This window comes from Zoogloea sp. GDB6 (assembly GCF_056724105.1).
This window is the reverse complement of the sequence record NZ_CM161497.1, coordinates 2,652,417-2,664,572: the sequence shown is the minus strand read 5'-3', so window position 1 is coordinate 2,664,572 and position 12,156 is coordinate 2,652,417. Positions and strand designations below refer to the sequence as shown.

The 12,156-nt window shown below is 61.3% G+C and carries 9 protein-coding genes; all 9 read right to left on the bottom strand.

Translation table 11 applies throughout. The features are described from left to right. Nucleotides 1–37 precede the first annotated feature (37 nt). Nucleotides 38–865, bottom strand: coding sequence for an SDR family NAD(P)-dependent oxidoreductase (locus AC1PQG_RS12045; RefSeq protein ID WP_481122778.1), 828 nt, complete (start codon nt 863–865; stop codon nt 38–40). Nucleotides 866–909: 44 nt separating this feature from the next. Continuing rightward, nucleotides 910–1,734, bottom strand: coding sequence for an enoyl-CoA hydratase/isomerase family protein (locus tag AC1PQG_RS12040; protein ID WP_481122777.1), 825 nt, complete (start codon nt 1,732–1,734; stop codon nt 910–912). Between the two features lies 1 nt (nt 1,735). After that, entirely contained in the window at nt 1,736–2,701 is a 966-nt protein-coding gene (locus tag AC1PQG_RS12035; RefSeq protein ID WP_481122776.1) for a VOC family protein, read from the bottom strand. 105 nt (nt 2,702–2,806) lie between these two features. Then, the gene (locus tag AC1PQG_RS12030) at nt 2,807–5,239 is read right to left on the bottom strand and encodes an efflux RND transporter permease subunit (protein WP_481122775.1); all 2,433 of its coding nucleotides are present in this window, start codon (nt 5,237–5,239) and stop codon (nt 2,807–2,809) included. Nucleotides 5,240–5,272: 33 nt separating this feature from the next. Further along, a complete protein-coding gene (locus AC1PQG_RS12025) occupies nt 5,273–6,361 on the bottom strand; it encodes a WD40/YVTN/BNR-like repeat-containing protein (RefSeq protein ID WP_481122774.1) in 1,089 nt (362 codons plus the stop codon). A 136-nt stretch (nt 6,362–6,497) separates the two neighbouring features. Continuing rightward, nucleotides 6,498–7,856, bottom strand: a complete 1,359-nt coding sequence (locus tag AC1PQG_RS12020; RefSeq protein ID WP_481122773.1) for a DUF1329 domain-containing protein — start codon at nt 7,854–7,856, stop codon at nt 6,498–6,500. 25 nt (nt 7,857–7,881) lie between these two features. Next, complete coding sequence (locus AC1PQG_RS12015; protein ID WP_481122772.1) at nt 7,882–9,543, bottom strand: DUF1302 domain-containing protein; 1,662 nt, start codon at nt 9,541–9,543, stop codon at nt 7,882–7,884. Nucleotides 9,544–9,785: 242 nt separating this feature from the next. Further along, nucleotides 9,786–11,225 carry a DHA2 family efflux MFS transporter permease subunit gene (locus AC1PQG_RS12010; RefSeq protein WP_481122771.1) on the bottom strand — a complete coding sequence of 480 codons (1,440 nt, stop codon included), beginning with the start codon at nt 11,223–11,225 and terminating at the stop codon, nt 9,786–9,788. 64 nt (nt 11,226–11,289) lie between these two features. Next, entirely contained in the window at nt 11,290–12,153 is an 864-nt protein-coding gene (locus AC1PQG_RS12005; RefSeq protein ID WP_481122770.1) for an SDR family oxidoreductase, read from the bottom strand. Nucleotides 12,154–12,156 lie beyond the last annotated feature (3 nt).

The following is a 12,156-nucleotide window of genomic DNA, read 5'->3' as shown; positions in this document are numbered from 1 at the left end:
CCCGTTCTGTAATCACAGCTGCACGCATGGCTCCCCCTTACATCTTGTTGCTGCCGGATTGGGCGAACAACGCTTTCATGCCCACCATCGACGGCGTATGGCTCCCAAACCCCCCATCGGCGACGATAGTCGTACCGGTAATGAAGGACGACTCATCCGAAGCCAGAAAGGCCACCACGTCAGCTATCTGCCGCGGGGTGCCCAGCTCTGGTGTCAGGTGGTTCTCGCGGATGATGTCGAGTAGCGCGGCGGGCATCGTCTCGTGGGCGTTTTCTGCCGGTGCGAGGCCGATCTGCAGCGCGTTGGAACGCACGCCCTGCTTGCCATACTGGGCTGCAATGGACTTGGCCAGCATCATCAGCCCTGCCTTGGAAGCAGCGTAGGCCGACAGGGTCACGTCGCCCTGGGCACCGAGGCCGGAGGTTGCGAAAATCACCGATCCGCGACCGATCTTGAGCATCTCAGGAATGGCGTGCTTGCAGCACAACATGGCGCCGCGCAGATTCACCGCCATTGCCCGGTCCCAGGCGTCCACGTCCATATTGATGACATCCCGATCCTTTTGGCGTTGCTCGACGTTGAGGATGGCCGCGTTGTTGTGCAGCACGTCGATGCGCCCGAAGTGGGCCACAACGGCCTCGACCATCGCCTTGACGTCGGCCTCCTGCGACACGTCGGTGCTGATGCCAATCGCTTTGCCTCCGCTCTCCCGGATATTCTCGGCCATGGCTGCGGCTGCTGCACCGTTGACGTCCACCACCGCGACCCCGGCTCCGTGGGAAGCCAGCACGCGAGCGCACTCAGCGCCGAGCCCACCGCCTGCACCGGTAATGATTGCTATACGCCCCTCAAGTTTTCTTGTCATGGCTGCTCTCCGTCCAATCCTGTTGTGATAAATACGCTCGGGCCTTAGCGGCCGGAGAAACGGGGTTCGCGTTTTTCGCGGAAGGCCTGGGCGGCCTCCTTGACGTCCGATGTCGGGGCCAGCATCGCAAACAGATCCAGTTCCAGGTCGAGGCCTTTCTTCAGGTCCAAATCCAGCGCCGCCCGGGCCGCCCGCTTCGCGTAGAGAGTGGCTAGCGGCGGCTTCACGGCGATGCGCTTGGCGAACTCGGCGACTTCCTCCAGCAGCGTTTCGTCGCTGCTCGCGATACGTGTTATCAGGCCAATGGTTCGCGCTTGTTCGGCGGTATAGCGCTCGCCGGTGAGCAGTGCATCCATCGCCCTCCCCGGCCCGATCACCCGGACCAAACGCTGTGTGCCACCGCCGCCCGGAATCAGGCCAAGGCCGGTCTCGGGTAGCGCAAAAATGGCTTGCGGTGCGGCGAAGCGGATGTCGCACGCCAGTGCCAACTCCATCCCGCCGCCCATGCAGTAGCCGTGGAGCGCGGCAATGACAGGTTTCTCGATCCTGTCGAGGGCCTCGATCCAGCGCGCCCGCTCCATACGCCGGCGCACCTCGATTGATGACTCAGGGCCCCGTGACTCCTTGATGTCGGCCCCGGCGCAAAAGCCACGCGAGCCTTCGCCGCGCAAGACGATCACTCGGATCTGCGGATCAGCATCGAGGGTCGCCAGGGCCGTCGGCACCCCACAGCGGATGTCGTCGTTGATGGCATTGATCTGCCCCGGCCGGTTAAGCACCACCCAGCCAATCCCGCCTTCCCGCACCAGAGTGACGGCGGGGTTGATCACCTCCGTCACGGCTGTAACCACTGGAGTTGCTTTGCCCATTTCAGCACTCCTCGAATTCGAAGACTTGGCCGTTCAGTTCGGCAGGGTCGATCTTGATCAGCGAACCGCCGCCAACCGCTTCCGACTCCTGCACCCAGGTGAATTTCACACCGCGGGCACGCAGGTCTTCTGCCTTCGCGGCGAGGCCGTTCACCGCAATCCGGATGTAGTACGGGCCAGGACCCCAGCTGTTCAGATAGAGTCCAGCCTCGCTATCCCAGCGGGTCGCCTCGATCACATCGAGGGAAGCACTGTTCTGCAGGGTCAGGCCCATGGTGGCGCGGCGATAGCCCTCCCGGTGCAAAGCCTCGACTTCGCCGACGGGCTCCCAGTCGAGGTTGCTAGAGCAGCAGCGCAGGGTGTGGTCCAGATCGCGTACCAGAAAGCCGCGGGCAGTCACGCGAACCATGTCACCCGGCTTCTGATCGCGCGGCTGCGGCGCCGGTGTCGCAAAGGTGTCGGCGGGCATCTGCAGGGGTTCCATCGGCATCACCTCGATGCATAAGCCGCCGTCTACCACAGGGCGGTAGTGCGGATCTTCCGGCGTTACGCCAAGCCACAGGCGGTCGAAGGGCATCTCCGGGGTGCGCTGGGCCATGCGGAACGGCAGGCGGCGGCGCATCAGCTTGTCGACCAAGGCATCAAACTTGGGGCCTTGGCAGGCCAGCACAATGGAGTGCGTCAGCATCGGGCGATGCGGGCCCTGGTACGCCATCAGGCTTTCGAGGAAGTCGTGGAACAGCGGGTCGCCGGGGTTCGGGCGATCCAGGTGCCACTGGGGTTCGACCCGTGTCGGCGACACCGCCAGGGATTTGTGCACCCGCAGGAAGTGGGCGATGTAGGGGTGATTGTCGAAGGCCTGGCGCCAGTTCGGGTGGGAATGGATGCCCAGCTTCTTGACCAGCAGATCCGCCATTGCATCGGGATCCGGAACCATCATGTCGGCGCTCATCAACAGGTCGAACATTGCTTTTGTCTCCTTCAAATTGCGCGCACCGGTCCCTGGCCGGAACGAATCCGGCCGGTCGGCGTGCTTATCGGTAATTGGGTTGTGAGGTCTGGGCGACGCGCCTCAGGCAGTGGCCAGGGCGGCGACCCGGGGCTTCGGGTTGAGCAGGAAATGCGACAGGGCCGGGATCAGGACCAAGGCACCGAGCATGTTCCACAGGAACATGAAGGTCAGCAGGATGCCCATGTCGGCCTGGAACTTGATTGGCGACCAGGCCCAGGTGATCACCCCCGCGGCCATCGTCATGCCCACCAGGGCGACGACCTTGCCGGTGAAATCCAGCGAGCGTCGGTAAGCCATGCGCAGGGTGTCACCGCGGCGCTGCACGGCGATCTGCACTGATAGCAGGTAGAGGGCGTAATCGACCCCTACCCCGACACCGACGGCGATCACCGGCAGGGTGGCAACCTTCAGGCCGATACCCAGCCACACCATCAGCGCCTTGCAGATGATAGTGGTCATCACCAGTGGAATCAGCGCGACGATGGTGGCGCGAATGCTCCTGAAGGTGATCAGGCACAACAGCGCCGTGGCCCCGTACACCGCCAGATACATGGTGACGATGCTCTTCTGAACTTCGATGTTGGTGGCGGCCTCGATGCCAGCGCTACCCGCTGCGAGCAGGAATTCGACGGGCTGCCCGGAACTGCCCGGAGCGGCCTGCTGCAGCTTGAAGTCCTCGGCGATCTTCAGCACCCGGCTCAGGGTGTCGGCCTTGTGGTCGGCCAGGTAGGCCACCAGCGGCGTCACGGAGCAGCCTTGGTTGGTGATGTCCGGGGTCGCAATCATCGCGGCTGACACCGATGCATCGATGATTGCCTGGTTGCGGCTCAGGGCCAGCCACTTTGGGCTACCTTCGAACATTGCCGACGATACCGAACGGACGGATTCGGCCAGCGAGGTAGTGGTCTGCACGCCCGGATCCTGGCGCAATGCCCAGGCCAGATCGTCCATCTGGCGTAGCGAGTCATACAGTCGGCAGCCCTCTGCCCCTGTCTTCATGATGACCACGAACTGGTCGCTGGACAGGCCGTAGTTGGCGGTGATGTAGGCGTTGTCCTGATTGTAGCGGGACTCGGGGCGCAATTCGGGGGCGCCGGAATCCAGGTCGCCGATGCGCAGATCCTTCATCACCACGGTGCTGACGGCAGTGATCAAAACGGCCACGGCGATCATGCCGATAGCCCACCTGTGCTCTGTCAGCACGTCGAGCCGCGCCCACAGGCGGCCGATCACGGTGCGCGGCGCCTGCGTGCCCGACTCTTCCTCCACGGCCCGACGAGCGGCCGATTCGCTGACGCCGATGTAGGACAGGGTCACGGGGATCAGAACCAGCTTGGTGAACACCAGCACCGAGACGCCGACGCAGGTGGTGATCGCCAGATCACGAATCACGGGAATGTCAATGATGACCAGCACCGCAAAGCCGACGATGTTGGCCAGCAGCGCAGTCAGGCCGGCCATGAACAGGCGCCGGAAGGTGTAGCGGGCCGCCACGTATTTATGGGTGCCACGGCCGATGTCCTGGATAATGCCGTTCATCTTCTGGGCACCGTGGGACAGGCCGATTGCGAAGATCAGGAAAGGCACCAGTATTGAATACGGGTCGAGTTCGTAGCCCAGCAACTGCATGAGGCCGAGCAACCATACCACGCCGATGACAGCCACCGTCACCAGCAGCACGGTGCTGCGTAGGCAGCGGGTGTAGAGGTAGACAAAGACAGCCGCCACGGCAACCGACACGGCGAAGAACATCATCACCTCGCGCAGCCCGGCGATCAGGTCGCCGACTACCTTGGCAAAACCGACGATGTGAATGCCGACCTTGTCGCTCTCGAAGGCACGAATCTTCTGCTCCAGGTCATCGGCAAAGGCGCCGTAGCTCAGTGGCTCGCCGGTCTGGGGATTCACATCCAGCATGGGGGTGACGATCATGCTCGAGCGCAGATCGTTGGACACCAACTTTCCGACGATGCCGGCACGGGCCACGTTAGTACGCAGGGCCTCGACTGTCGCCGGCGTGCCATCGTAGTTGGCGGGCATCACGGCCCCGCCGGTAATCCCGTCTTCGGTTACCTCCCGCCAGCGGACGATGGGCATCCACAGGGATTTCATCCACGAACGATCAACGCCGGGGATCAGGTAGAGGGTGTCATTGACCTTGCGCAGTACCTCCAGGTACGCGGGGTCGTAGATGTCGCCAGTCTTGTTCTCCACGACGATACGAATCGTGTTGCCCAGCCCCGGCAGCTCCTTCTTGTTCTCCAGATAGTTCAGGATGTAGGGACTGCCGATCGGGATCATCCGTTCGAAACTGGCGTTGACGTGGATGCGGGTAGCCGCAAACCCGAGCAGCAGGGTGGCAATCAGGCAGGCCACCAGAAAGATCACCCGGTTATTGAAAATGAAACGCTCGAGGATGTTCCCGGACCGCCGATCAAAATCGGCCACATCCCGGACCACGGGCATTGCGCTGTTCTCTTTATGGCCGGCCATGGTTGTCTCTTGTCGTTGTTGTTGGCTGGAAAATCACTGAGCGGCGGGCAGCGTAAGCACGCTGACACCGCCATGACGCGTCAGCGCCAGCTGCTTGTCGCCCACCAGCGCGGCGGCAAGCACTTCGCCTTGACGGGGCACCTGCAATGCCGCCAGGGTCCGGCCGCCATCCGTGGTGGAAAATACGTGCCCGGCCTGGGAGACCAGGATCAAACGTGCACCGCCTGCAGGCAATGCGGCAATGATGCTGGCCTCGACGCCAGTCTCGATCTTGCGCCAGGTCGCGCCGTCGTCTTCACTTGCCCACGCATTGCCACGCAGGCCATGGGCGACGAGCAGCCCGCGGGCAGCATATACGCCGAAGAAGGTGCCGTTGTAAGGCGTCGGAATTGCCGTGAAGCGCTCGGCGCCCTTGTCCAGGCGACACAGCAGGCCCTGTTCGCCAGCGAAGAAAAACGTGCTGCCATTGCTGGCGGCAGCGTAGAAGTGCAGGCGGCGATCGTTGTCGGCCCGCTCTATCCACGGCTCCCAGCTCTTGCCTCCATCGCGGGTACGCAGGACTAGCCCGAAGGCCCCCACCACGAAACCTTCACGGGCGTCGCTGAAGATGACATCGAGAAAGGGGTTGGGCATCACGTTAGAGCTGGCCGACTGGGCCATTAGACGATCGATCTCGCCCTTGATGCGAACCGCCTCCGCATCGCCTGCTTCAGCACGCGCTTGGTAGCTCTGTTCCAGAAGGGGGCGCACGGAACGTCCGTCCAGCACCTTAATCCAGTCGGCACCGCCGTTTTCGGTTCGCAGGACCACCCCATCGTGCCCTACGGCCCATCCTTGGCGTGCGTCAAGCATCCGTACGGCGGTGAGATCGGCACGAACCGGCACGTTCGCCTGACGCCACAGCTTGCCGCCATCAGCAGAGATCAGAATGTGCCCGCGCGGGCCCACGCCGACGATACGTGGGCCGACGCTGGTGATGTTAACCAGCGGACTACGCAAGGCCAGCGGCGTGACCCGGGCAGCACTGGTAAGGACGTCAGCTTGAAGGCCTGCGGCCGCAGCACCCGCTGCAAGTAGTGCCGCAAGAGAGATCAAACCTACCCGAATCGATCGAATGTTCACAGCAGAATCCCCGTTTTCCGTTGATCGCGACCCTGGCCGAGACGCCGTCCGTCATCACGGCGGAAGGCACCGGCCAGGGACAAGCGCCCCGGATGACCGCACGCCACGCAGCATGGGCGCCCGGAGCCTGGCGCAATCAGCGTGCTGTTTCCCGCGCCACGACTGCCTCAGGGTTCATATCCCGATTGAGCATGGGCTTTTCGAGCACACCATAACCGCCTTCCAGGCCATCATTGACGAGGGCGTACATCCCCTTATTGAAGTCATAGATGACATTTTTGACCGTGTAGGGCGCGGTCACGTCATAGAGTTGAACCATGGAATTGAACAGGGAGCGGTACAGCTTGCCACTCTGGTCGTAGGCATCGAACATGCCTGCGCCGTAGGTGTCCTCGTCAAGGTAGTAGGTCCGTTTCGTATAGACGTGACGGTTGCCCGGCTTGAGTGTGGCTTCCACCACCCACACCCGGTGCAGCTCCCAGCGCCAGCATTGGGGATTGGCGTGGTTGGGCATGAATTGCTCATCGGTCTTGCAACCGAAGTACAGCTTGTAGGCGTTGTAAGGGATGTACATCTCCTTCTTGCCGACCAGTTTGAAGTCGAAACGATCCTGCATGCCGGAGAACACGAACAGCTCGTCAAACAGGGTGACGCCGCCCATGCTCGACACCGGGGTGTCGTATGAGAACTCCGGTGCCAGCTTCACGCGGCGCTGGCCGGGGGTATATCCCCAGGCACGGCGTGGCTTCTCGGTGGGGTCGAGGAAGTCCACGAGACCGGTCAGTTCGCCCGCCTTGCGCACCGGCGCCTGGGTGAGCGAATGGGTACGCCAGTACATCTGCGGGTCACGACCATCTAGGTCGGCGTGGTAGTACGGTGTCTCTTCCAGGGTCTGCTGCTGGGCCGTCATCACGGCCTTGCCGGAAGAGTCCACCACCCACGAACGGGATGACTTGGTTGTGGTGTCGGCCTTGTAACGCAACAACAGGTTCCACATGACTTCGTTGCCGGTCTTGGGAATCGGGAAAGGCAGTCCGCCACGGCAGGCCGCATCAACTGCCAGGCCGTTCTTCAGCGTCTTGCAGGTCGTCGCGTTGCGGACTGTGGCGTCCAGGACCTTAGCCGGAACGGCTGCAGTACGATGACTGGTATAGACATCCATGTAGTACGTAGGGAATTTCTTCAGCAGTGTCTTCTGGCCTTCGCTGAGTTTGTCAGCGTATTGGTCCATATTCTTGCCGTCGATACGCAGGATCGCCTTTTCATCCTTGAAGGGATCGGCCCAGAAACCACTCTTAGGTTTGAAGTCGGCGGGCGCCTTGGTCAGGCCGCCGGTGTACTCGGGAATCGTGCCTTCCTTATTGCCGGCCTTGATCGCGCCGTACTTGGTTAGCGACTTGCCCAACTCCTTGGCCTCGTCGGCAGTAACGGCCGCCAGGCTATGCGCCGAGACGATGGCCAGACTCAACAGTGCAACTGCTGTGTGCTTCTTCATGTTCCTAGTCTCCTGATTGCAGCCTTTAGAAGGCCGTCTTGAAGGTGAAGGTCAGCCAACCCCGATCCGTGGCGCCAACCGCACTGCTCAAACCGTTACCGCCAAGCACCGTCGTCCCGGTGCTGTTGTAGATCGTGGCGGCCGCCATGTCGGCATAGCGCAGGGTGAACTCATAGCGCGACGCGTATGTCATCTTGACACCGGCAGACCAACTCATCAGGCGCTCAAAGCCGCCACCGCCGCTCGGAGCGTTGCCGCTCAGACCATAGTTGATCGTCAGAGGGACATCCATGTCCCAAGACGGGAAAATGTTGAGGTACTGGGGCGTGAAATTGATTGCGATCTGCGCGAAATCGTCCGTGGAACAGCCGTCCAGCTTGTTGCCGAGCTTGTTCCCTGCAGCCCCCCCAACCTTCGCGCAGTTATAGCCCACGGCCTTGTACAGTTCGGGGTTCTTGGTCACTCTGTCGAGACGGCTATAGGCCAGTTCGGCGACGAGGTTGGCGACATCCCAGAAAGATGTCTTGGGGAGTGAATACACGCCATTGACGATGGCGTGCCACGTATCTCCACGGGCTCCGGTGTTGTTCAACGAGCTGACACCGGTCGAGTTGAGGTGACCATTCTTGCGCAGGGACAGCTCGGAGCCGAAGCTGACAGGACCTATCACCCGAGCAAAGCTCAGGCCGATCAAGCGTACGTCTTCCGGGTAAACAAAGCGGAAGGGGCCCGCCGCGCCGAGGTACTGAACGCCGGTCTCCGGTGCGTAGTCGTTGAACTCCCGGTAGTAGGCACCGAAGGTCGATTCGATCTCCTCGATGTTCAACTTTGCCGCAACGCCCCAGTTGCCGGTACCGCCAGGCTTCTTCGACTCGGCGCGGGCCCAGCCGTTGGGCAGACGATCCACGGTCGGTGCGGTGTCTGCGCCCATCAGGTAGGTGCCGGAGTGGGGAACACGGGTGGGTTCCCATTCGTAGAAATATTGGCCGGCGATAGACAGGCGATCCGTCACCTGGGCCTTGGCGGATACCTGGCCGATGGGCAGGAAAACCTCCTTGGTCTCAATACCTGGGCTGGTCACGGCCTTGACACCATCGACCGGCGACTGGGAATAGGAAATAGCATGGGCGCCGATCAGCAGTCCCTCACCCCAGATATTGGTGTGGCGGCCGACCTTGACGTTCAGCGGCACCGCGCCGATGTCCATGTTGGCCCATACGAATGCGTCGAGCAGTTCACCGGACGGACCATTCACATAACGTTTGACGGTCGAGTTGTACTCGTTGTTGTAATAGCTGGTGAAGGCGCCGCCGGGGGCCGTCGTATGCACAGAGTGGTTGTCGTAGGCATTGTCGTACCAGGCTGCACCAGTGACACGCGCACCAAACTGCCCCTTGTAACTCAGGTCCAGCTCACTCAGCAGGTCAAGCCGGTTGGTCACCACGCTACCTTTGCCGAACTTGCTATCCGATTCATCAAAGTTCGGACTGTTCAAGAGTCGACGGTCCTGCCCCTCAGCCCGCATACCGAGGTTATAACGCACGGTATTGTCCCAGCGGATCCTCAGATCCGGGTTGTCGGTCTCAATCTCGACGGCCATCGCACCACCACCCCAGCCGATTGCAAGGGCTGCAGCCACACCGTGCAGGGGGAACCGTGCACGACCCAAACCTTTGTTTCTGATCATTTATTGTGTCTCCTCAGATACGACGATGATGATCACGGCTGCCCGCGACCCCGATGTCCCGGTCCCTGTCTAGCGGGATTCCGTAACACCATCGACTCCTCATCCTTCGAAGCACCGCAGGACTTTTCCATCCCGTCGACGCTCACTGCATTGTACTGAGCATTTTTCTAAAATTCTATAGTCCGATTTTAATTCTAATTTCAGAATACAAAATTTCTGTACTTCCTTTCTCAACATGCGACCTAATCGCCGCCTTCTGGACTGATGGGGCTCTTACGCATCCTTAGCGCAGGAACCACTGCAAGGAGAAAAGCGATTCCAACAACTGCAAAGCAGGCATCGAAGGCCTCCTCCAAGGACGCAGAGGCGATAAGTCCGGCACGCAGCCCCCGTTCATTGAGCCAACTGAAGAGGATGGTCAGTGCATTCACGCCCATTGCACCGCCCAACTGACGGATGAAATTGAGCGTTCCCGACGCCTGAGCCAGTTGGGGCGACTCGATGAGCTGAAGTGCGCCAAGATTGAGAGACGGGATCGTCATGCCCAAGCCAACTCGCCCCAGAGCAAGCAACACCGCCAGCACCACAAAGGAGTCCGCTACACCCACCAGCGCAATCAGTAGAAGCGAAGCTGCAAAACATAGGAGTCCCATCACGATCAACTGATGAGCAGCCAAGTGATCGAGCAGGCGACCTGTCAGAATGATGCTCAGAGCCATTGCCAGCCCACCTGGCATCAGAAGCAGGCCCGACAACCAGGCGTCGTAATGGAGGACCGACTGGACGTAGAGCGGCACCAGATAGGTGGAACCATATAAACCCAGCCCATAAGCGAAGGCGACTAGCGCCGAAGCGACAAAATGGGGATTGTGGAACAGGCGGAACTGGAGTAATGGATGTTGGAAATGCATCTCCCAGCCGAAAGATGCCATCGCCACAATGAAGCAGAGCCCTAGACGAAACTGGAAGGTCAGTGATGTCCAGCCATCTACATGCCCCAACGTAAAGGCGGTCAACAGAAAGAATATGAACAATCCGATCAGAGCGAGGCCGACCACGTCGAAGCGCTCGGATAAGGTATTGGGCTCCCGCCCGGGCAGATGACGCAGACTCAGAAAGACTCCGCACATGCAAAGGGGCAGGGTCACGAAGAAAATCGCCCGCCAGCTCACCATGTCCACCAGGTAGCCACCCAGGGCTGGCCCCAGCGCCGGCGCCAGCACAACGCCCAGGCCGAAGGCGGACATCGCCCGCCCCCGTTCGGAAGGCACGAAGACCCGGAATATCACCACCAGTCCCAAGGGCTGGACCAGACCCGAGATGGCTCCCTGAGCGACCCGTGCCGCGATCAGCAGGGGAATGCTCTTGGCGAGACCTCCAGCCAAGGAAGCGAGGCTGAATAGCACCAGAGCCCCCGTGTAAGTCGTCCGGGGCCCAAAGCGGCGCTCGAACCACGAGGCTAGTAACATCGTGGTGACCATTGCGCCGAGAAAACCGGTGGACAGCCACTGGGCCTCGTCCGGCCCAATGGCGAACTCGCGCATGATCGTCGGGATAGCCACGTTGATGATGGTCGCCTCGACCACCATCGCGCCGGTCGCCAGTACGACGGTCAGGATCACTAGCAGGCGATGACGAGCAGAGAACGCCTCCGCCCCGGAAAAATGGGCTTGAGTACTCACGTGTGTCAGGCTGCAGGGCGGCGTATAGGGGCCCTTCCCTGCTCATGCCCGTCTCCCTGTCGTCTCAGGCAGCTGCGCCGGATTCGGTGGGACTGGTGACCCGGGCCCGGACGGAGGCCTCAAAATCACGTTTCAGTGTGGGGTAGTAGGCGATCTGCCCCCCCATACCACCGGCGATGTCGATGGAGGCTGCGCTGATGAAGCTGGCGTAATCGCTGGCGAGGAACAGGGCCATCCCTGCAACGTCCTCCGGCTTGCCGTAGCGACCGACCGGGACCACCTTCATTACCATGGCGTCAAACTCCTCGCGGGTACACCCCGGCCCCATTTCCTTGTAGTGACGGTCCCACTGGCCGGTGTCGATCCAGCCCATGTTGAGGGTGTTGACCAGGATGTTCTCCTTGGCCAGCGACATGCCCAAGGACTTGGCTAGCGCGATGCACGAAGCCCGGTTGATTACCGAAGGGATGCCGTCCGGCGTCGGAATGGTGCCAGCCAGCGCATTAATCTCGATGATCCGCCCCCAGTGCTGCTTGCGCATGTGAGGCACCACCGCCTGAATGAAGCGGAAGTGGCCCATCTGCAGGATGTTGGCGTGCTCCAGAATAGCTTCTGGGGTCAGGGTATCCAGGTTGCCGCCTTTTCCCTGTCCGGCGTTGTTCACCAACACGTCCACCCCGCCCCATTCGGCCGCGACTTCGTCAACGAACTGGCGCACACCTGCAGTGTCGGTCACGTCAACCGCACGGGCAATCACAGCCTGCGCAGTCTTTGCCAGCTCTGCACCTGTTTCCTCCACCGCAGCGGCGGTACGAGCACAGATGGCGACACGCGCCCCCTCGTCTGCAAAAGCCCGGGCAATCGCTCTGCCAATTCCCCGGGACGCCCCGGTAACGATCACGCGCTTGCTACTCAGATCAATATTCATAGT

Bases quoted from the DNA above. Each gene is read 5' to 3' on its own strand.
- AC1PQG_RS12045 (WP_481122778.1), bottom strand. From the start codon at position 865: ATGACAAGAAAACTTGAGGGGCGTATAGCAATCATTACCGGTGCAGGC.
- AC1PQG_RS12040 (WP_481122777.1), bottom strand. From the start codon at position 1,734: ATGGGCAAAGCAACTCCAGTGGTTACAGCCGTGACGGAGGTGATCAAC.
- AC1PQG_RS12035 (WP_481122776.1), bottom strand. From the start codon at position 2,701: ATGTTCGACCTGTTGATGAGCGCCGACATGATGGTTCCGGATCCCGAT.
- AC1PQG_RS12030 (WP_481122775.1), bottom strand. From the start codon at position 5,239: ATGGCCGGCCATAAAGAGAACAGCGCAATGCCCGTGGTCCGGGATGTG.
- AC1PQG_RS12020 (WP_481122773.1), bottom strand. From the start codon at position 7,856: ATGAAGAAGCACACAGCAGTTGCACTGTTGAGTCTGGCCATCGTCTCG.
- AC1PQG_RS12015 (WP_481122772.1), bottom strand. From the start codon at position 9,543: ATGATCAGAAACAAAGGTTTGGGTCGTGCACGGTTCCCCCTGCACGGT.
- AC1PQG_RS12005 (WP_481122770.1), bottom strand. From the start codon at position 12,153: ATGAATATTGATCTGAGTAGCAAGCGCGTGATCGTTACCGGGGCGTCC.